General features: G+C 73.7%; 19 protein-coding genes and 3 pseudogenes. 15 read left to right on the plus strand and 7 right to left on the minus strand.

Features of this window, described 5'->3' with window-relative positions; all coding sequences use genetic code 11:
* Together G3I42_RS03100 and G3I42_RS03105 are read right to left on the minus strand one after the other, a co-directional pair.
* Positions 1-989 (minus strand): annotated as a pseudogene (locus G3I42_RS03100) (PD40 domain-containing protein); the annotation flags it as partial.
* 148 nt (positions 990-1,137) lie between these two features.
* A pseudogene (locus G3I42_RS03105) lies at positions 1,138-2,322 on the minus strand (SulP family inorganic anion transporter); the annotation flags it as partial.
* Positions 2,323-2,542: 220 nt separating this feature from the next.
* On the opposite strand from G3I42_RS03105, the gene G3I42_RS03110 reads away from it, so the two are divergent.
* The 5 genes from G3I42_RS03110 to G3I42_RS03130 all read left to right on the plus strand — a co-directional run bounded on the left by G3I42_RS03110 (position 2,543) and on the right by G3I42_RS03130 (position 7,962).
* Positions 2,543-2,953, plus strand: coding sequence for a MerR family transcriptional regulator (locus G3I42_RS03110; RefSeq protein ID WP_164282309.1), 411 nt, complete (start codon positions 2,543-2,545; stop codon positions 2,951-2,953).
* 293 nt (positions 2,954-3,246) lie between these two features.
* Entirely contained in the window at positions 3,247-3,843 is a 597-nt protein-coding gene (locus tag G3I42_RS03115) for a TetR/AcrR family transcriptional regulator (RefSeq protein ID WP_164282310.1), read from the plus strand.
* Between the two features lie 283 nt (positions 3,844-4,126).
* A complete protein-coding gene (locus tag G3I42_RS03120) occupies positions 4,127-6,415 on the plus strand; it encodes an MMPL family transporter (RefSeq protein WP_164282311.1) in 2,289 nt (762 codons plus the stop codon).
* Positions 6,416-6,769: 354 nt separating this feature from the next.
* The gene (locus G3I42_RS03125; protein ID WP_164282312.1) at positions 6,770-7,342 is read left to right on the plus strand and encodes a dihydrofolate reductase family protein; all 573 of its coding nucleotides are present in this window, start codon (positions 6,770-6,772) and stop codon (positions 7,340-7,342) included.
* A 65-nt stretch (positions 7,343-7,407) separates the two neighbouring features.
* A complete protein-coding gene (locus tag G3I42_RS03130) occupies positions 7,408-7,962 on the plus strand; it encodes a tetratricopeptide repeat protein (protein ID WP_164282313.1) in 555 nt (184 codons plus the stop codon).
* On the opposite strand, the gene G3I42_RS03135 is transcribed toward G3I42_RS03130, so the two are convergent.
* Positions 7,896-8,399, minus strand: coding sequence for an SsgA family sporulation/cell division regulator (locus G3I42_RS03135; protein WP_164282314.1), 504 nt, complete (start codon positions 8,397-8,399; stop codon positions 7,896-7,898). The two genes, G3I42_RS03130 and G3I42_RS03135, sit on opposite strands and share 67 nt — an antisense overlap.
* A 188-nt stretch (positions 8,400-8,587) precedes the next feature.
* Here G3I42_RS03135 and G3I42_RS03140 point away from each other — a divergent pair, with 188 nt between their 5' ends.
* The 5 genes from G3I42_RS03140 to G3I42_RS03160 all read left to right on the plus strand — a co-directional run bounded on the left by G3I42_RS03140 (position 8,588) and on the right by G3I42_RS03160 (position 13,383).
* Positions 8,588-9,658, plus strand: coding sequence for an energy-coupling factor ABC transporter permease (locus G3I42_RS03140; protein WP_164282315.1), 1,071 nt, complete (start codon positions 8,588-8,590; stop codon positions 9,656-9,658).
* A gap of 4 nt (positions 9,659-9,662) precedes the next feature.
* On the plus strand, positions 9,663-10,424 hold the full coding sequence (gene cbiQ, locus G3I42_RS03145; RefSeq protein WP_164282316.1) for a cobalt ECF transporter T component CbiQ: 762 nt from the start codon (positions 9,663-9,665) through the stop codon (positions 10,422-10,424).
* The gene (locus G3I42_RS03150) at positions 10,412-11,275 is read left to right on the plus strand and encodes an ABC transporter ATP-binding protein (protein ID WP_203606295.1); all 864 of its coding nucleotides are present in this window, start codon (positions 10,412-10,414) and stop codon (positions 11,273-11,275) included. The genes cbiQ and G3I42_RS03150 overlap by 13 nt, the downstream gene beginning before the upstream one ends.
* A complete protein-coding gene (locus tag G3I42_RS03155) occupies positions 11,272-12,477 on the plus strand; it encodes a serine hydrolase domain-containing protein (RefSeq protein ID WP_343244435.1) in 1,206 nt (401 codons plus the stop codon). The genes G3I42_RS03150 and G3I42_RS03155 overlap by 4 nt, the downstream gene beginning before the upstream one ends.
* A 75-nt stretch (positions 12,478-12,552) precedes the next feature.
* On the plus strand, positions 12,553-13,383 hold the full coding sequence (locus tag G3I42_RS03160; RefSeq protein WP_239096231.1) for an SDR family NAD(P)-dependent oxidoreductase: 831 nt from the start codon (positions 12,553-12,555) through the stop codon (positions 13,381-13,383).
* 23 nt (positions 13,384-13,406) lie between these two features.
* Here G3I42_RS03160 and G3I42_RS03165 read toward each other — a convergent pair whose 3' ends face one another.
* From G3I42_RS03165 to G3I42_RS03180, 4 genes are all read right to left on the minus strand, one after another.
* Positions 13,407-14,327, minus strand: coding sequence for a phosphotransferase (locus tag G3I42_RS03165; RefSeq protein ID WP_164282317.1), 921 nt, complete (start codon positions 14,325-14,327; stop codon positions 13,407-13,409).
* 188 nt (positions 14,328-14,515) lie between these two features.
* Positions 14,516-16,135, minus strand: coding sequence for a penicillin-binding transpeptidase domain-containing protein (locus G3I42_RS03170; protein ID WP_164282318.1), 1,620 nt, complete (start codon positions 16,133-16,135; stop codon positions 14,516-14,518).
* A gap of 143 nt (positions 16,136-16,278) precedes the next feature.
* Entirely contained in the window at positions 16,279-16,509 is a 231-nt protein-coding gene (locus G3I42_RS03175; protein WP_164282319.1) for a hypothetical protein, read from the minus strand.
* A 54-nt stretch (positions 16,510-16,563) separates the two neighbouring features.
* Positions 16,564-18,318 carry a phospholipid carrier-dependent glycosyltransferase gene (locus G3I42_RS03180; protein ID WP_164282320.1) on the minus strand — a complete coding sequence of 585 codons (1,755 nt, stop codon included), beginning with the start codon at positions 18,316-18,318 and terminating at the stop codon, positions 16,564-16,566.
* A 178-nt stretch (positions 18,319-18,496) separates the two neighbouring features.
* On the opposite strand from G3I42_RS03180, the gene rsmI reads away from it, so the two are divergent.
* From rsmI to G3I42_RS38365, 5 genes and pseudogenes are all read left to right on the plus strand, one after another.
* Complete coding sequence (gene rsmI, locus G3I42_RS03185) at positions 18,497-19,396, plus strand: 16S rRNA (cytidine(1402)-2'-O)-methyltransferase (protein ID WP_164282321.1); 900 nt, start codon at positions 18,497-18,499, stop codon at positions 19,394-19,396.
* 306 nt (positions 19,397-19,702) lie between these two features.
* A complete protein-coding gene (locus G3I42_RS03190; protein WP_164282322.1) occupies positions 19,703-20,239 on the plus strand; it encodes a hypothetical protein in 537 nt (178 codons plus the stop codon).
* Between the two features lie 100 nt (positions 20,240-20,339).
* On the plus strand, positions 20,340-21,236 hold the full coding sequence (locus G3I42_RS03195) for a TatD family hydrolase (RefSeq protein ID WP_164282323.1): 897 nt from the start codon (positions 20,340-20,342) through the stop codon (positions 21,234-21,236).
* Positions 21,233-21,604: a hypothetical protein gene (locus G3I42_RS03200; protein ID WP_164282324.1), complete on the plus strand. Its 372-nt coding sequence runs from the start codon at positions 21,233-21,235 to the stop codon at positions 21,602-21,604. The genes G3I42_RS03195 and G3I42_RS03200 overlap by 4 nt, the downstream gene beginning before the upstream one ends.
* Positions 21,605-21,869: 265 nt before the next feature.
* Positions 21,870-22,188: pseudogene (locus tag G3I42_RS38365) on the plus strand (hypothetical protein); the annotation flags it as partial.

Raw genomic sequence — 22,188 nt, forward strand, 5'->3', positions numbered from 1 at the left:
CCGCGCACCGCGACGGCGCTCGCGCGGCCCGTCTCGTCGGGACACACGGCGTCGAGGTGGCGCGCGGCCGGGACCTGGTGGCGGCGGCGGCCCGAGCGGGGGCCGCCGAGGCGGATGTCGAGGCGGCGCGGGACCGCGTCGGGCGCGAGGTCGTCGACGAGCCACAGCTCCCCGGCGCACTGGTAGACGATCCGCTCGCCGTCGCTCGCCGCGTTGCGGGCGTAGAAGGCGTCGTGGTCGGTGTGGCGGCGCAGGTCGGAGCCGTCCGGGCGGCAGGAGTAGACGTTGCCGACGCCCTCGTGGTCGGAGAGGAAGGCGACGCGGTCGCCGACGAACAGGGGGCAGTCGAGGTGCCCGTCGAGGTCGGCGAGGAGGCGTTCGCCGTGCAGCCACAGGCGGCCGGTGGCGCCGCCCCGGTAGCGCTTCCAGGCGGCCGGTTCGTGCGGGGGCGTACCGGTGAGCAGGAGGGTGCGTTCCTCGCTCTCGTGGCCGCGCTGCGCGAACGCGGCGACGGGACCCCAGGGCAGGGGGCCGCCGGGGGAGCCGTCGGTGGGGACCTTGTAGGCCCACGAGAAGTACGAGAACGGCTGGGCCTGCGAGGAGACGGCGAGGATGTCGCTGCGCCCGTCCGCGTCGGGCGGGCTCCAGCCGCACACACGGGTGTCGCGCCCGGCCCAGTAGGTGAGCTGGCGCACCGGGGTGTCGCCCGCGACCTCGGCGAGGTGGATCTCGGGGTCGAGACTGCGCCAGGAGACGAAGGCGAGGTGCGAGCCGTCCGGGGAGAACCGGGGATGGCTCAGCTTCGTGCGGTCCGCCGTGAGCCGGCGGGCGAGGGAGGGTTCCGTCGCGCTGGGGGCCGGGAGCGGGGCGAGCCACAGGTCGTCCTCGGCGACGAAGCAGAGGAGGTCGGCGTGGAGGGCGGGATGGCGGAGGTAGGCCGCTCCGCCCCGCGAGTACGGGTCCCTCGGGTGCGCGGTCACCTCTCCCATGCTCTACGCGCGACGGCACGTGGCAACTCGGGAACGGGCGGGGGTGGGGCGGGACGGGGCCGTACGGGGACGGGCGCGCCCCGTGCTCGTCCCCGTCCCCGTACGCCTACGGCCGGTCGCCGCCCCCGGTCGTCCGCCACCACCCGTACCGGCGCGCGAGGAGCGTCAGGCACGTGCCGCACACGACGCCGATCGCGAGGTTGTGCGTCGCGACGACGACGGCGACCGTCAGGACCATGACGGCGCTCTCGCCGACGGGCGCGCGGCGCAGCGTGCCGGGGGCGATCGAGCGCCAGTCGAAGGTGGTCAGGGAGACCATGACCATGATCGCGACGAGCGCCGCCATGGGGATGTCCGAGACGACGGGCCCGAGCGCGAGGCACAGCGCCATGAGGAAGGAGCCCGCGAGGAAGGTCGAGACGCGGGTGCGGGCCCCGGAGACCTTCACGTTGATCATCGTCTGGCCGATCATCGCGCAGCCGCCCATGCCACCGAGGAAACCGGAGACGACGTTGGCGATGCCCTGGCCGACCGACTCGCGCTTCTTCGACGACGGCGTCCCGGTCAGCTCGTCCACGAGGCGCGCGGTCATGAGCGATTCCATGAGCCCGACGAGCGCCATGGCGAGGGCGTACGGGAGGACGATCCGCAGCGTCTCGGCCGTGAACGGCACGTCGGGCAGCCCCGGCGTCGGCAGCGAGGACGGCAGCGCGCCCTTGTCGCCCACGGTCGGCACGGCGAGGCCCGCGCCCACCGTGAGCGCGGTGAGCACGGCGATCGACACGAGCGGCGCGGGGACGATCCGGCTCAGCCTCGGCAGCAGCACCATGAGCGCGAGCCCGCCGCCGAAGAGCGCGTACACCGCCCACGGCACGTGCCGCAGCTCGGGCAACTGCGCCAGGAAGATGAGGATCGCGAGCGCGTTGACGAAGCCGGTCATCACCGTGCGCGGCACGAACCGCATGAGCTTCGCGACGCCGAGCGCGCCGAGGACGACCTGGAGGAGCCCGGCGAGGATCACGCCCGCCACGAGGTAGCCGAAGCCGTGCTCGCGGTTGAGCGGGGCGGTCACGAGGGCGACGGCGCCGGTCGCGGCGGAGATCATCGCGCGGCGCCCGCCGACGAGCGCGAGCGTCACGGCCATCGTGAAGGACGTGGTGAGGCCCACGGCCGGGTCGACGCCCGCGATGACGGAGAAGGAGATCGCCTCGGGGATGAGCGCGAGCGCGACGACGAGCCCGGCGAGCACCTCGGTGCGCCACACGCGCGGGTCGGAGCACCAGGCGGGGAGGAACCGGCGGGGGCCGGGACGGGGAGCGGGTCCGGGTTCCAGGCCGGAGGGAGCGGGGCCGGGAGGGGAGGCGGGCGGGGCTGCGGGTGCGGCGGCGAACGCGGCTGCGGGGTCGTCGGGGTGCGCGTCCGCGAGGCCGGGCGAGGAGGTCACGAGGGGGAGGTACCTGTCGGGGACGAGGGGACGGGTGAGCCTCCACACTCTACCCTTACGTAAGGGTAGGGATGATCGGGCGGAGGGGCGCCGGTGCGACAATGCCCGCGTGACGGGCGAACACATGCGGATCGGTGAGGTGGCGGAGCGTACGGAGTTGTCGCTGCGCACGATCAGGCACTACGAGGAGACCGGTCTCGTCATTCCCTCGGCCCGCTCCCAGGGCGGCTTCCGCCTCTACACCGAGGCCGACGTCGCCCGGCTGATGGTGATCCGGCGCATGAAACCGCTCGGCTTCACCCTGGAACAGATGCGCGAGCTGCTCGCCGCGACCGACCGCCTCGACGCGGGCGCCGGGGCCCTGCCGCCGGAGGAGCGCGAGGTGCTGCTCGGGCGCGTACGGGCCTACGAACGCGAGGCGAGCGCGCAGGTCGAGCGGCTGCGGGTGCAGCTCGCGCGGGCCGAGGAGTTCGCCGAGACCCTGCGCGGCAGGCTCCCCGGCCCGGCCGCCGAAGGGTGAGTGGCACGGAGCCCGCGCGGCCCCTGCCCCGTACCGCCCGCCCCCGTACCGTCCGCGTCGCCCCGTCGCAGGCCAGCGTGTACGCGCCGGATAAATAAGCCCTGCGCAGCACGCGTGGTCCACCTCACGTACGAAACTGTTTCGTTTCGCTTGACGGGCGGGTAGGCTCAGAGCGTGCGAGAGCGCATCCGGCTCCTCCATCGGGGGCTAGGGTGCGTGGACCGACGTGTGTCGTTCGCCCGTCCCTGCCCGGGACGGGACAGGCGCGCGGGAGCGAGCAGGAGGTGGGCCGGATGGCTGGAGCAGCGGGCGCGACGACGCGTCGCAGCCGTCTGACGCCGGAGCGCGAGGCCGAGTTGTACGGCGCCGTGCTCGACCTGCTCCGCGAGGTCGGCTACGAGGCGCTCACCATGGACGCCGTGGCTTCCCGCACCCGGTCCAGCAAGGCCACCCTCTACCGCCAGTGGGGGAGCAAGCCCGAGCTGGTCGTGAAGGCGCTGCGCCATCACAAACCGCACTCGATCGCCGACATCGACACCGGCAGCCTGCGTGGGGACCTCCACGCGGTAGTGGGCGACCAGGACGATTGCCGCATGGCGGAGGACGCCGCGCTGATGCGCGGGATCGCCATGGAGATGAAGAGCAACCCCGATCTGCACCGTGCCTTCCGCGAGCTGCTGATCGAGCCCGAGATCACGGGGCTCGGCCAGGTGCTGCGGCGTGCGGTGGAGCGCGGCGAGCTGGACGCGGACAGACCCGCGATCGACTTCGTCGTGCACATGATGGTCGGCGCTTTCGTCGCGCGGCAGATGATCGACGCGCGGCCCTTGGACCGGGACTTCCTCATTCGCTACCTCGACGCCGTGGTGCTCCCCGCCCTCGGCGTCTGACTCCGCACGACCCTCGCACGACCCGCGCAGACTGACGCGCGCCCCTCGATTCCCCCTCCCCACCGGGCCAGGACGCCCTGCGACGCGTACCCCGCGCCGCCGGACCGGCCTGCCCGGACCAGGGTGAGCCGGGCGGGCACCGGTCCGCGCACCGCGCCCCCGTACCGCCGCGTACGAGCCGCCGCGACCCGTACCACCTGACGTGACCGCCTCCCGTCAGGGCCGGACGCACCGCGAAGCCTTGTCCCTTTTCCGCCCCTGATCGAACGGGAGTTCCACCCCCGTGGCCACATTCCTCTACCGGCTCGGCCGGTTCGCCTTCAGGCGGCGCCGCGTCGTCGCCCTCATCTGGGTCGCGCTGCTCGCGCTCGTCGGCTTCGGCGCCGCCACCGCGAGCAGCCCGGGACCGACGCAGTTCTCCATACCCGGCGTCGAGGCCCAGAAGGCCTTCGACCTCCTCGACCAGCGCAACCCGGGGGGCAACGCCGACGGGGCGAGCGCCCGCGTCGTCTTCAAGGCGCCCGAGGGCCAGAAGATCACCGACCCGGCGAACAAGGCCGAGGTCACCAAGACGATCTCCGCGATCGAGCACGGCTCGAAGGAGGTCGCCCACGCGGCGAACCCCTTCGAGAACAACGCGGCCGTCTCCAAGGACGGCACGATCGCCTACTCCACCGTGAGCTACAAGGTCAGCTCGATGGAGCTGAAGGACGCCACCCAGGACTCGCTGGAGCACTCCGCCGAGCAGGCCCAGGACAAGGGCCTCACCGTCGAGATCGGCGGTGACGCGCTCCAGGCCGAGGCGGAGTCGGGCTCCACGGAGGTCGTCGGCATCGTCATCGCGGCCGTCGTCCTCGTCATCACCTTCGGCGCGATCGTCGCGGCCGGGCTCCCGCTGCTCACGGCGATCATCGGCGTCGGCATCGGCGTCGCCTCGATCACCGCGCTCGCCTCGGCCCTGAACCTCGACTCGACGACCTCGACCCTCGCGATGATGATCGGCCTCGCGGTCGGCATCGACTACGCGCTCTTCATCGTCTCCCGCTACCGCGCCGAACGCGCCGAGGGCAAACTGCCCGAGGAGGCCGCCGGACGCGCGACGGGCACGGCGGGCTCCGCCGTCGTCTTCGCCGGGCTCACCGTGATCATCGCCCTGTGCGGACTCGCGGTCGTCAACATCCCGATGCTCACCAAGATGGGCGTCGCCGCCGCCGGTACGGTCGCGGTCGCGGTGATCGTCGCGCTCAGCCTCATCCCCGCGCTGCTCGGCTTCGCGGGCGACAAGGTGCTCGGCCGCAAGGCCCGCAAGGCCGCCAAGGCCGTCAAGGACCAGGGCCCCGAGGCGCAGGCCCGCGCCGTCGCCGCCGCCTCCCGCGGCGCGGACGGGGAGCACAAGGTCAACGGCGGCACCCGCTGGGCCCGCTTCGTGCTCCACCGCCCCGTGCTCGTCCTCGTCCTCGGCGTCCTCGGCCTCGGTGTCATCGCCGTCCCGGCCACCCAGCTCGAACTCGGCCTGCCCGACGACGGCTCGCAGCCGACCGACACGACGCAGCGCCGGGCCTACGACCTGCTCTCGGACGGCTTCGGCCCCGGCTTCAACGGCCCGCTCATGCTCGTCTACGACGGCAAGGGCATCGCCGACCCGCAGGCGGAGGCGGCCCACGTCGCCGCCGAGGTCAAGAAGCTCCCGGACGTGGCCGCGGTCTCCCCGGCCAACTTCAACAAGGCCGGCGACACGGCGACCATCAGCGTCGTCCCGGGCTCCAAGCCGTCCTCCAAGCAGACCGAGGACCTCGTCCACTCCATCCGCGACCTCGGCAAGGACATCAAGGCCGGCAAGGACGGCGAGGTGCTCGTCACCGGCACGACGGCGATGAACATCGACGTCTCGCAGAAGATGAACGACGCCCTGCTGCCGTACCTGGTGCTCGTCGTCGGCCTCGCCTTCCTGCTCCTGATGCTCGTCTTCCGCTCGATCCTCGTGCCCCTCAAGGCGGCGCTCGGCTTCCTCCTCTCGGTGGTCGCGGCGCTCGGCGCGGTCGTCGCGGTCTACCAGTGGGGCTGGCTCGGCTCGCTCTTCGGCGTCGAACAGACCGGCCCGATCATGAGCATGATGCCGATCTTCATGGTGGGCGTGGTCTTCGGTCTCGCGATGGACTACGAGGTGTTCCTCGTGACCCGGATGCGGGAGGCGTACGTCCACGGCGAGAGCCCCCGGCAGTCGATCGAGACCGGCTTCCGGCACGGGGCGCGGGTCGTCACGGCCGCCGCCGTCATCATGATGGCCGTCTTCGGCGGCTTCATCGGCTCCAGCGAGCAGATGGTCAAGATGATCGGCTTCGCCCTCGCGATCGCCGTCCTCTTCGACGCCTTCGTGGTGCGCATGACGATCGTCCCGGCGGTACTCGCCCTGCTCGGCCGCCGCGCCTGGTGGCTGCCGAAGTGGCTCGACCGGATTCTGCCGAACGTCGACGTCGAGGGCGAGAAGCTCCACAAGGCGCTGGGGGACACCTCGTCCTCCGGTGAAGGACCCCAGGACCCGGACGCGGAACGGGAGTTGACCCGCGTCTGAGCAGTCCTGGCCCCGGGCGGGGCGAGCGGCCCCAGGGCCGTGTCCCGCCCGGTGACCGGGTGGCCGGCTTCGCGCCGCGCACCACCCGGCAACCGTGCCGAGGTCCGTGGGGACGGGGCCGGCACGGCGGGCCCGGCGAGAGGGCAAGGCTCTCGCCGGGCCCCTTCCCGTGTACGGCAGGGCCGGTCTCCGCATGGCGCGGAGACCGGCCCTGCCGTTCGTGGCGCGCCGCGCGATGAGTTTTCGCCGCCGCACCGGTCTTCAGTGCGGGCGGACCGCCACGCGGCTTCGGGGGACGTGGCGGCCCGCCCGTCCCGGCACCGCCACGGATCACGACCCCAGGGGACCCTTTCGATGCGCACGCTCATCAGCACCGCCTTCGTCTCGCTCGACGGCGTCATGGAGGCCCCCGGCGGCGAGACCGGCTACCGCAACGCCGGCTGGACCTTCGAGGACGTGGAGTTCCTCCCCGAGGCGTACGCGATCAAGGGCCGCGAGCAGGAGGAGGCCGGCGCCCTGCTCCTCGGCCGCCGCAGCTACGAGGCGTTCAGCGCCGTGTGGCCGGGCAGGGCGGAGTTCGCCACGTACAACGCGCTGCCCAAGTACGTCGTCTCGACCACGCTCGGCGAGGACGCCCTCGTCCCCGGCTGGGGCCCGACGACGCTCCTGCGCTCGCTCGACGAGGTCGCCGCCCTCAAGGAGGGCGAGGGCGGCCCGCTCCTCGTCCAGGGCAGCGCCCGCCTCCACCACGCCCTCGCCGACGCGGGCCTCGTGGACCGCTACCACCTGCTCGTCTTCCCGCTGCTGCTCGGCGCGGGTCTGCGCCTCTTCCCCGCCACCGACGCGGACACCCGCAAGCTCCGCCTCGTCGAGCACGCGGCGTACGCGAACGGCGTCCAGCTCAACGTCTTCGACGTGGTGCGGTGAGACGGGGTGCGCTGAGCGGGGGCTGGGGGCTGGGGGCCGGGGGCTCCACCTGCGAGAAACGCCCCGTGACCAGCACCCCGTCCCCGCCCCCCGCCGCCCGCGACCGCCTCCGCGCCGCCGTCGCGCTCCGCGAGGCCGGTAACGCCGAGGACGCGCGCACCGCGCTGCTCGCGCTGAGTGCCGCGTACCCGCGCGATCCCGAGATCGCGTACCAGACCGCGTGGGCGCACGACGTGCTCGGCCGGGAGGCCGCCGCCGTGCCCTTCTACGAAACCGCGCTCGCGGGCGCCGACGCGCTCGGCGCCGAGGACCGGCACGGTGTGTACCTCGGGCTCGGCAGCACGTACCGGATTCTCGGGCGGTACGAGGACGCCGTCGCGACCCTGGAGGCCGGTCTCACCGCCCACCCCGGGGACGGCGCGCTCACCGTCTTCCTCGCCATGGCCCGCCACAACACCGGCGCCCACCACGAGGCCCTGAGCGCCCTGCTCACGCTCCTCGCCGACACGAGCACCGACCCGGGCGTGCGCGCCTTCCGCAAGGCCATCGCGTACTACGCCGAGGACCTCGACCGCGTCGAGACCGGCGAACCGGACGAGCCGGGCGGAACCGTCGGCTGACCCCCGGCCTCCGGCCGTCCTGCCGCTTCCGCCCCCGCCCCCTCCACCGCCCTCGGCGCCTCCCGCACCGGTCCCGTGAGCCCCGCCTCGTAGTGGGCCGCCGCCGTGTACGTGCGGCGCAGGAAGCGGATCAGGTCCGTGCTGTCGAACTGGAGGATCAGGAGGTGCCCCGCCGCGCGGCGCAGTTCGAGGACCGTCTGCGCGCGCCCGCAGGGCCAGATCCGCAGGGCCGCCGTCTCGGCCGGGCTGCGCAGGCCCTCCTCCAGGAGAGCGCGCGCGAAGACGTGGTCGTGCGCGCCTTCCGTACCGGGGAAGCCGAGGCCGACGAGCGTCGCGTCGGTGGCGGGGTCGTACCGCAGGAGCACGGGCAGCGTCTCCGCCTCGTCGGGGCCGCTCGCGCACACCCGTACCCGTACGTACTGCTCGATGCCTGTCACGGTCGCAGACTCGCACGAATGCGGGGAATCCGCCCGGCGGGGGACGCGGCCTGGGAGCAGCTGCGAGGCATGCACTCTTGCAAGTCGCTCGCAACTGGGCACTATGATCGTACGGTTTTGCGACAACCCAGCTCTGTGATCACCGTCCCCGCCGCGTCCCCGCCCCCGCAGGAAGCGAAGTCCCCGCCATGCATGTCCCTGACGGATTCATCAACGCCCCCGTCTCCGCCGCGACCGGCGTCCTCGCCGCCGCGGCCGTCGCCGTCTCGCTGCGTGGCGCCCGCCGGGAACTCGGCGCCGCCGGTGCCGAGCGCACCGCGCCGCTCGCCGGTCTCGTCGCCGCGTTCATCTTCGCGGTGCAGATGCTCAACTTCCCGGTCGCGGCGGGCACGAGCGGGCACCTGCTCGGCGGCGCGCTCGCCGCGATACTCGTCGGCCCGTACACCGGCGTGCTGTGCGTGTCCGTCGTCCTGCTCATGCAGGGCGTCCTCTTCGCGGACGGCGGCCTCACCGCGCTCGGCGTCAACATCACCGACATGGCGATCGTGACGACCGTCGTCGCGTACGCCCTCTTCCGCGGCCTCGTGAAGGTCCTGCCACGCCGCCGCTCCTCGATCACGGCCGCCTCCTTCGTCGCCGCGCTGATCTCCGTGCCGGCCGCGGCGGTCGCGTTCACGCTCATGTACTGGATCGGCGGCACGACGGACATCTCGATCGGCAAGGTCGCGAGCGCCATGATCGGCGTGCACGTCCTCATCGGGATCGGCGAGGCGGTCATCACCGCGCTGACGGTCGGCGCCGTCGTCGCCGTACGCCCCGACCTCGTGCACGGCGCGCGCGGCCTCGAAGCGCCGCTCAAGCTGCGCGTGAACGGCGAACTCGTCGACGCCGCCCCGAAGACGCCCGCCCCGGCCCCCGTCGCCGCCCGCTCCACCCGCAAGATCTGGATCACCGGCATCGTCGCCTCCCTCGTCCTCGCCGGTTTCGTCAGCTTCTACGCCTCCGCGAACCCCGACGGGCTGGAGAAGGTCGCGCACGACAAGGGCATCGACAAGCAGGAGAAGGACCACGCCTCGAAGGACTCCCCGCTCGCCGACTACGGTGTCAAGGACATCGCCAACGCCCGGATCTCCGGCGGCCTCGCCGGCGTGATCGGTGTCGGCGCGACGATCGTCGTCGGCTCGGGCGTCTTCTGGGCCGTACGCAAGCGCCGCACCGACGAGGACCACGGCACCACTACTTCCGCAGGGACCGTTTAAGCACATGGGAGCGGGCCACGCCCATCGCCTTTACCGGCACGGGCACTCCGTCGTGCACCGGCTGCCGCCGCACACGAAACTCGCCGCCGCCTTCGCCTTCGTCGTGGTCGTCGTCTCGACCCCGCGCGAGGCGCTGTGGGCCTTCGGCGTGTACGCGCTGCTGCTCGCCGCCGTCGCGACGGCGGCCCGCGTCCCGGCCGGGTACCTGCTGAAACGGCTGCTCATCGAGGTGCCCTTCGTGGCCTTCGCGGTGCTCATGCCGTTCGTCGCGGAGGGCCCGCGCACCGACTTCCTCGGCCTGTCCCTCTCGGTCAACGGCCTGTGGGGCGCCTTCAACGTCCTCGCGAAGGGCACGCTCGGCGTCGCCGCCTCCGTCCTGCTCGCCTCCACGACGGAACTGCGCGCCCTGCTCCTGGGCCTGCAACGGCTCCGGCTGCCCTCGATGCTCGTCCAGATCGCCTCGTTCATGATCCGCTACGGGGACGTCATCACGGACGAGATGCGCCGCATGAAGATCGCCCGCGAGTCGCGCGGCTTCGAGGCGAAGGGCGTACGGCAGTGGGGCGTCCTCGCGAAATCCGCGGGCGCGCTCTTCATCCGCTCCTACGAACGCGGCGAGCGCGTCCACCTCGCGATGCTCAGCCGCGGCTACACGGGCAGCATGCCCGTCATCGACGAGATCACCGCGACGGGCACGCAGTGGGCGCACGCGCTCACCCTGCCCGCCGCGGCGCTCGTGATCTGCCTGTTGGGATGGACCCTGTGACGAACTCAGCCACCGACCCGGTACCGACGAGCCCGGCCACCGACCCCGTACCGGCGAAACCCGCCACCGACCCCGTACGCGGCGACAGCGGGGCCGGAACGCCGCCGCCCTCGCTCGACGTGAGCGGCCTCGCCTACGCCTACCCGGACGGCCACCAGGCGCTCTTCGGCGTCGACCTCCGGATCGGCAAGGGCGAACGCGTCGCGCTCCTCGGCCCCAACGGCGCGGGCAAGACGACGCTCGTCCTCCACCTCAACGGCATCCTCGAAGCCGGCGCGGGCAGCGTCACCGTCGCGGGACTGCCGGTCGGCAAGAAGCACATGGCGGAGATCCGCCGCCGCGTCGGCCTCGTCTTCCAGGACCCCGACGACCAGCTCTTCATGCCCACCGTCCGCGAGGACGTCGCCTTCGGCCCGGCGGCGGCCGGACTGCGGGGCGCGGAGCTGGAGGCGCGGGTACGGGAGGCGCTCGACGAGGTCGGCATGGGCGAGTACCTCGACCGTCCCCCGCACCACCTCTCCTTCGGCCAGCGCCGCCGCGTCGCCGTCGCCACCGTCCTCGCGATGAAGCCCGAGATCCTGGTCCTGGACGAGCCCTCCTCGAACCTGGACCCGGCTTCGCGCCGCGAACTCGCCGACATCCTCCAGCGCCTCGACGTGACCGTCCTGATGGTCACCCACGACCTCCCCTACGCCCTCGAACTGTGCCCGCGCGCGGCGATCCTGAGCGAGGGCGTCATCGCGGCGGACGGCCCGACCGGCGAGCTGCTGAGCGACGCCGCCCTCATGCGCGCCCACCGTCTCGAACTGCCCTTCGGCTTCGATCCGCGGTCTGTGACCATGGAGAGGTGAACGAGAGTGTGCGGCAAGCCGGGGACGTGACGGTCGAAGGACTCGTCGCCCCGGGATACGAGCAGGTCAGGGACGCCTTCGTCGGGAACTTCACCCGGCTCGGGGAGCGCGGCGCCGCCGTCGCCGTCTACCACGACGGGCGCAAGGTCGTGGACCTGTGGGGCGGTACGAGGGACGGGGACGCCCCCGCCGCGGGCGGCGAGCCCTGGCGCCGGGGCACGGCGCAGATCGTCCGCTCCGCGACGAAGGGCGTCGCGGCGAGCGTCCTGCTCCTGCTGCACCAGCGCGGCGCCCTCGACCTGGAGGCCCCGGTCGCGACGTACTGGCCCGCGTACAAGGCACACGGCAAGGACGCCACGCGCGTCCGCCACCTCCTCGGCCACCGCGCGGGCGTGCCCGCGCTCGACACGCCGCTCACCCCCGAGGCCGCCCGCGACCTCGACCGCGCCGCCGCCGCGGTCGCCGCGCAGACCCCCTTCTGGGAGCCCGGCACCGACCACGGCTACCACGCGCAGACGTACGGCTTCCTCACCGGCGAACTCGTGCGCCGCCTCACCGGCCGCACGCTCGGCTCCTGGGTCGCCGAGCACCTGGAACGGCCCCTCGGCCTCGACCTGTGGATAGGACTGCCCGAGGACGAGGAGTGGCGCGTCGGCCGGATCACGCCGCTCGCCCCGCCGCCCGCGGCGAACGGCCTGCGCCTGCGCCCGCGCAGGGACATCGCCGCCGCGTACGCCGACCCGGACTCGCTCACGAGCCGCGCCTTCGCCGCCGTGCGCCCCGAGGCCGACGAGAACACGCGCGCCCACCGCGCCGCCGAACTCCCCGCCGCGAACGGCATCGCGACCGCGCGCGGCCTCGCCCGCTTCTACGCGGCGCTCATCGGCGAGGTCGACGGCGGCCGCCGCCTGTTCACCCCCGCGACCCTCGCGATGGCCCGGACCCAGGAGTCCGAGGGCCCCGACCGCGTCCTCGTCGCCCGCACCCGCTTCGGCGCCGGCTTCATGCTCCACGGCCCCGCGAGCCCCCTCCTCGCCCCGGGCTCCTTCGGCCACCCGGGCCGCGGCGGCTCCCTCGGCTTCGCCGACCCCGAGTCGGCCATCGCCTTCGGTTACGTGACGAACGGCCTGCGCAAGGGCGTCACGGCCGACCCACGGGCGCAGGCGCTGGTGAAGGCGGTGCGGGCGGTGGTGGGGGACTGAGGTGGGCCGAGGCGGACCGAGGCGGGCGGTCCCACCTCTGTACCCACCCGCCGTCCCCCCGGTAGCTTCCGCGCCATGACACAGCGATTCGAGGGTCACGTCGTCCTGATCACCGGTGCCGCGCGCGGGATCGGGGCCGCGAGCGCGCGGCGGCTCGCCGCCGAGGGGGCGCGGGTGCTGCTCACCGACGCGGACGAGGTGGCCGCGCGCGCGACCGCCGCAGGGATACCGGGCGCGGAACCGTACCGCCTCGACGTGCGGATACGGGCCGAGGCCGAAGCCGCCGTCGCGTACGCGGTGGAACGCTTCGGGCGCCTCGACGTGCTCGTCAACAACGCCTACGCGGCGGGCGAGGACGCGGACCTCTTCGAGGACGAGAGCGACGAGGTCTGGGAGCGGGACATCGACGTGTGCCTCGGCGGCGCCTTCCGCTGCTCGCGCGCCGCGCTCCCGCACCTCGTCGCCTCCGGCCGGGGCGCGATCGTGACGATCGGCTCGGTCAACGCCGAGGCCGACTTCGGCGGCCACGCCTACAGCGCCGCCAAGGCCGCGCTCACCTCCCTGACCCGTACGCTCGCCGGTCACGCGGGGCCGCGCGGCGTCCGCGTCAACCTCGTCGAGCCCGGCACGGTCCGCACGACCGCCTGGGCCGACCGCCCCGCCCACCTCGAAGCCCTCGCCGGCCTCTACCCGCTCGGCCGCGTCGGCGAACCGGAGGACATCGCGGCGGCCGTCGCCTACCTCGCCTCGGCCGACGCGGCCTGGGTCACGGGCACGACACTGCGGGTGGACGGCGGCATCCTGGCGGTCCAGTCGGGATTCCGGCAGCGGAAGGCGGAGGTGGACGCGGCGGAGGCGGACGCGGCGGCTGACGGGGCGGCTGACGGGGCGGCTGACGGGGCGTAGGCGGACCCGCCCCGCCGCCCCCTCTACAGCTCCAGCAGGTCCAGCGCCTGGTCCATGTTGCGGCGGACGAGGGCCTGGCGCGTCGGGTCGAGGCCGGGGTCGGCGTAGCGGACCGCGGACTGTTCGAGGTACCACTCGACGCGCCAGACCCGCAGCCAGGCGAGCGCCCAGCGCTCGGCGGAGAGGCCCGCGCGGCGGTCGAGCGTCGCGGCGGGGCCGCCGAGGTCCACGTACCTCTCCAGGAACGCGCGCGCCTCGCGGGGGCGCGGGCGGTCGAGGCCGTCGCCCCAGGAGACGAGGTCGAAGAGGACGGGGCCGACGTAGGAGCGCGCGAAGTCGATGAGGCGGATGCCCTTCGGCCCGACGTGCACGCCGTTGCCCGCGATCTCGGTGTGCACCCAGCCGAAGGGCTCCTGGTCGGCGCCCGCGCACCGTTCCTCGGAGACCTTCCGCACCTTGTCGAGGTCGTCGCCGAGCCTGCCCGCCAGTGCGGTCCAGCGCCCCGCCTCCTGGAGCCGGTCCAGGTGCCAGCGCGCCCGGTCGGGCAGCGTGATCATCGTGGACTCGGTGAGCGAGGGGCTGCCGTGCGGCGCGGGCGTCCGGTGGAGGACGAGGAGCAGTTCGAGCACCTCGTCCTCGGTGGCGGGGCGTTCGGGCTCGCCCAGGTCCTCCATGACGATCGTCATGTGCTTGTCGCGCACCTCGCTGGAGTGCAGCGTCGCCACCGGCACCCCGGCGGCCTGGAACACCCGGTGCGTCGCCGCCTCCTGCGTGAGCGGCGCGTGCCCGTACTTGTGGATGAGCGTCAGGCCGTCCGCGAAGACCAGCCGCTCGACCCCGCCGTGCGTCCAGGCGCGCACCTTCTCGCGCCGGGGCTCCGGGGCGAGCCCCAGCCGGTCCAGGTGCTCCGCGAGGACCGTATTCAGGAGAGCGAAGTCGAGCACGGGACGTCCCGGGGGGAGGCGGTACGGGGTACGGACCGCCACATCGTGGCCCACACCCCCGTACCACCCCAAGCCCGCGACCGATCGCGACCGCTATCGACTCGACGGGTCCGGACGGCGGCTGTTCCCGCGCGGAGTTGGCCGTACGGGTCCGCCGGCCGATCGGCAACGGTCGGCGTCCGGGTCCGTCACCCCGTCGCGCGCAGCACCGCCGCCACGATCGGGCCCGCCACGTCGCCCCCGTGCCCGCCCTGCTCGGCGTACGCGGCGGCCGTGAAGTCGCCCCGGTAGCCGGCGAACCAGCTGTTCGACTGCGTCTGCCCGTCGACCTCCGCCGAGCCGGTCTTCGCGCCGACGTCGGGGCCGAGCCCGCTCATCGCCGTCGCCGCCGTGCCGCTCGTCGCGGTGAGGTTCATCATCTGCCGCAGCTGCGCCGACGTGCTGGGGCTCAGCCCGGCGGCCGTGGCCAGCGGCCTCTTGTCGAAGGACGCGGGGACGAGGACGGGCTGGTGGAAGGCCCCGTTGCGGATCGTCGCGACGACGGAGGCGAGGTTGAGCGGGTTGAGCTGCACCTTGCCCTGCCCGATGAGCGAGACGCCCTTGTCGTCGCCCTCGGCGACCGGCACCTTCCCGTCCGCCGAGGCGATGCCCGTCTTCCAGTTGTCGCGCCCGAGCCCGAACTTCTCGCTCGCCTCGCTACCGAGGTCGCCGGGCTGGAGCTTCGGCGCGAACGAGACGAAGGAGGTGTTGCACGAGATCGCGAAGGCCCGCGCGAGCGTCGCGCCCGGATCGGCCTTCATCCCCGTCAGGTTGTGCACGGTCTGCCCGCCCGACAGCGCCGTGTCCGGACAGGGCGCGGGCCCGTTCGCGCTGGTCAGGCCCTTGTCGATGAGCATCGCCGCCGTGATCATCTTCATCGTGGAGCCGGGTGCCACGGTCCCCTGGAACGCGGCGTTGAACTGGTCGTCGCGGTGGTTGGCGACGGCGAGTATCTCGCCCGTCCCGGCCCGCTCGACGACGACGGAGGCGTTCGCGTACGCCGCCACGGCCTTCTCGGCGGCGGCCTGCACCCCCGCGCTGAGCGTCGTCGGCACCCGCCCCGGCTTGCCCTTCTCCAGCGTGAGCAGCGTCGTGTCCGGCGTGTCGTCGGAGTGCTTGATCATCAGCTCGACGGCCCCCGAACCGCCCGCCTGCTCCCCGTACCGCTCCCTGAGCTGGGCGAGGACCGGCGCGAGCGAGGGGTAGTCCTCAGCGTCGAGCGTCTTGCCGTCGCGGTCGACGAGCGCGACGGGCGGCGCGTCGGCGTCCCCGGTGACGAGCAGGTCGCCGTCCTTCATCCGCGGATGCACGAGCGTGGGCGTCCACTTGACGACCGGCTGACCGGTCGTCTCCGAGCGGACGACCTTCAGTTCCGTGTCGTACGCGAGCGACTTGCCGCGCACGGCGAGCTTCACGTGGTACGGCAGCCGCGTACCCGCCGCGGTGCCGGGCGTCAGCGTCACCTTGCTGACGTGCGCCTTGTCCCGTACGCCCTGGAGCGCGACCCCCGCCGGGGCGGGCTGGCTGGTCAGCGCGGCGGCCGCGGTGACGCGCCCGGCGCCCCACGTACGGAGGAACTTCTCCCCCGTCTCCCGTACGTCCTTCGCCGTCAGGGGCGTGTCGAGGCGCTTGGCGACCGCCTCGGCCGAATTCTCGTCCGCCGTGCCCGAGGTGACGGCGTGCACGAGGTTGTACGCCCCGTACCCGCCGCCACCGAGCAGCACGACGAGCGCCCCCGACACCACCGATACCTTCACCCCGGTGCGCATGACAGCACTCCCCCCTCCGCACGTGTGGTCGTCGGGAGCCTATGCGGCGGACGGGACTTGTGGAGATCCCGTTACGGGATTGCGACGATCATGCGACCGACGGTAGCCCTCGCCGCGGTCGGGGGAGGGCCGCTTGGGGGTGGTCAGCTCAGGTGGCGTTCCGCCTCGGCCTGGTCGAGGAGTTCGGGGTACGCCTCCCGCGCCTCCTGGGTGGAGAGGCCGAGCAGCATCGCCGACCAGGGGACGGGGCAGGGCGGGGCGTGGCCGGGATCGGGGCACAGCAGGTGCTCGATCCGCCGCTTGATCTCCTCGGCCCGCGCCGGGGTGGCGTACAGGCCCAGGCGCAGTTCCTGGACGCTTCGCTCTTCGGTCATCGCTCACCTTTCCCGCAGTTCGGCTTCGCCGCGCTTCCGGCCGTACTCCCGCGCTCAGATCCAGGAATTGAGCCACATCCGGTCGTGCCAGGACCCGTAGGGAATCGCCGTGCCCGTGTAGAGGGGCCAGAAATACACGAAGTTCCACGCGATGAGGAGGAAAAGCACGCCCGCCGCCGTCGCCCCGACCGTCCTGCGTCGCTCCGTGGCCCCCGCCGGGCCGAGCACGGCCCCGACGAGCATGGTCAGCGCGAGGCACAGGAAGGGCACGAAGACGACCGCGTAGAAGTAGAAGATCGTGCGCTCCTGGTAGTGGAGCCAGGGCAGCCAGCCGACGGCCACCGCGCCGAGGATCGCGCCCGCGCGCCAGTCGCGGCGGAAGACCCACCGCCACAGCACGTAGACGAGCGCGGCGCACGCCGCCCACCACAGCGCGGGCGTGCCGAGCGCGAGCACCTCGCGGGCGCAGTCGCCCGTCGTAGCGCGCGGGCAGCCGTCGCTGCCGGGCGGCGGGGACTCGTAGAAGTACGAGACGGGACGGCCGTCGACCATCCAGCTCCACGCGTTCGACTGGTAGCGGTGGCCGTCCGTGAGGCCGACGTGGAACTTGTAGACCTCGTGCTCGTAGTGCCACAGGCTGCGCAGCCAGTCGGGCAGCCAGGTGAAGTGGCCGCCCTGCCCGGCCGTCTTCGCCCAGTCGCGCAGGTAGCCGCCCTTGCCGTTGTCGGGCGAGGCGATCCAGGCGCTCCAGGAGGCCAGGTAGACGGCGAGGGCGACCGGGACGAGGGAGAGGAAGGCGAGAGGCGAGTCGCGCAGCAGCATGCCGCGCCAGGCACGCCCCGGGCGCGCGCCCGCGACCTTGCGCGCGCCGACGTCCCACAGCACCGTCATGACGCCGAACGCGGCGAGTACGAAGAGCCCGTTCCACTTCGTGCCGAGAGCGAGACCGAGGCAGATCCCGGCGGCCCAGCGCCAGGGCCGCCAGCCGAGGAACGCGGTCTCGGCGACCGCGGCATCCGCCCGTACGATCCCGTCCGCGTCGACCGGGAGCGCGGCGAGCAGCCGGGCGCGGGCGCGGTCGCGGTCCAGGAGCAGGCAGCCGAAGGCGGCGAGCACGAAGAACATCAGCACGAGGTCGAGGAGCGCGGTGCGGCTCATCACGAGGTGCAGGCCGTCGATCGTGAGCAGCGCGCCCGCGAAGCAGCCGAGGAACGTCGAGCGGAACATGCGCCGCCCGATCCGGCACAGCATCCACACGGACGCGGTGCCGAGCACGGCCGTCATGAAGCGCCAGCCGAAGGGCGTGAGGCCGAAGAGCCACTCGCCGATCCCGATGACGTACTTGCCGACCGGCGGGTGCACGACGTACGCGGCCTGCGTCGGGATGTCGACCGTGGACGGGTCGGCGAGGATCTGCTTGTTGGCCTGCTCGCCCCAGCTCACCTCGTAGCCGCGGTGGATGAGCGCCCAGGCGTCCTTCGCGTAGTACGTCTCGTCGAATATCACCGCCTTCGGCGAGCCGAGGTGCCAGAAACGGGTGACCCCGGCGACGAGCGTGATCAGCAGCGGGCCGAGCCAGCTCGCGGAGCGCACGAGGAAGGCGGAGAGGCGGTACGGGAGACCGATCGCCGTCCACAGCCCCGGGTCGGCGGGCCCCGCCCACGGCGGGTCGAGCCGCTCAGCGACGCTCGCCTCGCGGCGCCGGGGGACGTAGCCGAAGCGGCGCAGCCGCCGCTGCCAGGGCGGCGGGGCCTGGGGATCGGCGGCTTGCCCCTGGCTGGCCTCGGTCGAGGACGCGGTACTGGTCACCGGGTCATCGTAGGGAACGGTCATGTGGGCGGGAGCGAATGCTTCCCGTTCTCGCGGCCGGCGTCGCGGGGCTCCGCCCCTCACCCCGCTCCTCAATCTCCCCCAGCCTCCGGCCGGGAGGTCCCCCCGGAGGGGCTTGATTTTCGGGCCGGTGCGGGTGGGGCGTCATCATGGTGGGGTGACTTCCGAGACCTCCCCCGCCCCGTCCGCCGCCCCTGCCTCCGCCGGGCTGCTCGTCCTCGCCGGTACCCCCATCGGGGACGTGGCGGACGCGCCGCCCCGGCTCGCCCGCGAGCTGGAGACGGCCGACATCGTGGCGGCCGAGGACACGCGGCGGCTGCGGCGGCTCACGCAGGCGCTCGGGGTGCGGGTGGGGGGCCGGGTCGTGTCGTACTTCGAGGGCAACGAGGCGGCCCGTACGCTGGAACTCGCCGACGCGCTCGCGGGCGGCGCGCGGGTGCTGCTCGTCACGGACGCCGGGATGCCCTCGGTCTCCGACCCGGGCTACCGGCTGGTCGCGGCGGCGGTGGAGCGCGACGTCCGCGTCACGGCCGTGCCGGGGCCCTCCGCCGTGCTCACCGCGCTCGCCGTGTCGGGGCTCCCCGTCGACCGCTTCTGCTTCGAGGGCTTCCTGCCGCGCAAGGCGGGCGAACGCCGCGCGCGCCTGACCGAGGTCGCCGAGGAGCGCCGCACCCTCGTCTACTTCGAGGCCCCGCACCGCATCGACGACACCCTCGCCGCGATGGCGGAGGTCTTCGGCGCCGGGCGCCGCGCTGCCGTGTGCCGCGAACTGACGAAGACGTACGAGGAAGTGCGGCGCGGCCCGCTCGCGGAGCTGGCTGCGTGGGCGGCGGAGGGCGTACGGGGCGAGATCACGGTCGTCGTCGAGGGCGCCCCGGAGCCGGACCCGGCCGGTCTGGACGCGGCCGAGCTGGTGCGCAGGGTGCGGGTGCGGGAGGAGGCGGGGGAGCGGCGCAAGGAGGCCATCGCGGCGGTGGCGGCGGAGGCGGGGCTGCCGAAGCGGGAGGTGTTCGACGCGGTGGTGGCGGCGAAGAACGCGGAGAAGGGCGGGGCCTGAGGCGGGGCCCGCGGCGGGGCGTGGGGCGGGGCGGGGCGGGGCGTGGCGCGGCTTGCGGCGGACCGTGGGCGCCGCGCGGCACGTCACCGTTTCCTCGCGCCAAACGCGGGCAAAGTGTCCCGGGCTTTCGGCAAAGTCCGGGTCGCGGTGAAGGGCCCGAAGTGCACGGGTTCGCCAAATCCGGTCCAACGTTCGGCAGCCCCCATGGTGCGGGCCGCCGGGCGGGAGTGCACTGGTCGTGCGGGGCGGCGCGCCGCTCCGGGGCCGGCGGTTGGCAGCCGGCCGGGCACGACACGAGGAGCTGGCATGAGCGACTTCGCAGGCAGCATCCACCCCGCGACCACGAGCGGCCCCGCCGCGAGCGCCGCGACTCCCGGGACCCCGGGTACTGCCGGGACCGCCGGAGCGGCCGGGACCCCCGGGGCCGTCGGCACCGTCCAGGAGTCCTACTCCTTCGCCTGCATGCGCTGCGGGCACGGCTGGGAGCAGGCGTACGAGATAGAACGGCATGCCGACCAGGACGGCCACCCCTATGTGGTCTACCTGGCGGGGGGCGAGCGCGTGCCGTCCCCGCTCAGCAGCCCGTCGTGCCTCAACTGCGGGGGCGGCGTCGTGCGGATCATGCGCGCGGGCCGCGTGTCGTCGGCCTCGCAGGCGCACACGTACGGGCACGGGGCGGCCCCCGCGAAGCCGGCGCGGCACCACGGTTCGGCGGGCGGCGGGAGCGACGCGGAGGCGGCGCGGGCGGCGGAGCCGGGCGCCGAGCCCGAAGGCCCGCACCACTGGCACGTGCTCGCGGACCTGCTCCACGTCTTCCACCGGCAGCCCCCGCAGGGCAGCTAGGACGGACCGGGGCCTCGCTCCGGCGGCCGTACCCGCGCCGCCCGTGCCCGGCCCGGGCGCCCCTCCGCCTCGTCCGCCCGGCCTTCGTAGGATCGCTTCCATGAAGGCCAAGGACGACAAGACCGCGCCGCCGCCGCTGCCCGAGCCCCTGCGGGTCGCGGTGGCGGACGCGCACACCCACCTCGACATGCAGGCGGGCACCGTCGATGAGGCGTTGGCCAAGGCCGCATCGGTCGGGGTGACCCGGCTCGTGCAGGTGGGCTGCGACCTGGCGGGCTCGCGCTGGGCGGCGGAGACGGCGGCGGCGTACGAGCACATCCACGCGACCGTGGCGCTGCACCCGAACGAGGCGCCGCGCATTGTGCACGGGGACCCCGACGGTTGGTCGCGGCAAGGGGACCGCCCGGGCGGCGGCGAGGCGGCGCTCGACGAGGCGCTCGCCGAGATCGACCGGCTCGCGGCGCTCCCGCAGGTCGTCGGGGTCGGCGAGACGGGCCTCGACTACTTCCGTACGGGCCCGGAGGGCAAGGGCGCGCAGGAGCGTTCGTTCCGCGCGCACATCGAGATCGCCAAGCGCCACGACCGGACCCTCGTGATCCACGACCGCGAGGCGCACGAGGACGTGCTGCGCGTCCTGAAGGAGGAGGGCGCGCCCGAACGCACCGTCTTCCACTGCTACTCGGGCGACGCGGAGATGGCGGAGATCTGCGCGCGCGAGGGCTACTACCTGTCCTTCGCCGGTAACGTCACCTTCAAGAACGCCCAGAACCTCCGCGACGCCCTCGCCGTCGCCCCGCTCGACCTCGTCCTCGTCGAGACGGACGCCCCCTTCCTCACCCCGGCCCCCTACCGCGGCCGCCCCAACGCCCCCTACCTGATCCCGGTCACGCTCCGCGCGATGGCGCAGGTCAGGGACATCGCGGAGGAGGAGATGGCGGAGGCCCTCGCCCGCAACACGGACCGGGCTTTCGCCCTGCGGGGACCGGCCGGGGGATGAGGGAACTGGGGGCGGGGGAGTTGCTCGACGCTACGGGCGTCGTGACCCTGCCCGAGGGCGGCTTCTGGGACTGGGAGGTCGTGCACTGGACCCCGGCGGAGCTGCGGCTGCGCGCCGGATACGACCTGACGTACCACCACGAGCTGGAGCTGATCCTCGCCGGGGCGACCCTGGTCCGCTGCCCCGACATGTTCCACGACCCCGTCTTCCGTGCCCCGAGCGCGGCCGAAGGGGCCGCCGTAGCGGGGTGGCTGGGGGAGTCGCCCCCGCTCCTCATCGCCTTCGACGCGGACGCGGGGGGCGCGGAGCCGATGCCGTGCCTCGTGGCGGCGGAGGGGATCGGGGGAATACTCCTGCGAGGTGAGTGAGCACTCACCCACCCGCAAGGGTTCGCTCACAATTACTCACTCCTTCGAGTGAGGCGTGTGACGGGTTCTCCGGAGTTATCCACAGATTCGCGATTTTGGCCGGGAGGGGGGGCGAGGCGTCCGGAAGACTTGATGGCAGCGGGTGGCCCACCTCCCCTTTGGGAGGGTGGGGTCTGTGCGCGGACCGATCGCGACGCCGACCGCCCTCTCCCCCTCCCCGAAAACCCCTCGCCCCCCGCCACCCCACCCGCGACACTGCCCCCCTGTGACCTCAACTCCCCACACCCCCGAACCGACCCCCAGCCCCACCACCCCGCCCAGCCCCTTCGCCCCGCCCCACCCCACCCCCTTCACCCCAGCCTGGCGCACCCCCCTCGCCGACGACGAGCTGCGCGCGCTCCTCGCCGAGGCGTTCGGCGGCGCCCCCGGCGCCGGACTCGCCGCCCGCCTCGCCCGGCACAGCCTCGGCTGGGCCGCCGTGCGGGATGAGACCGGCAACCTCGCCGGCTTCGTCAACGTCGCCTGGGACGGCGGCGCCCACGCCTTCCTCCTCGACACCGCCGTCGCACGCGCGCACCGCCGCC

It is taken from the genome of Streptomyces sp. SID11385, assembly GCF_010548245.1.
Classification (GTDB): Bacteria; Actinomycetota; Actinomycetes; order Streptomycetales; family Streptomycetaceae; genus Streptomyces.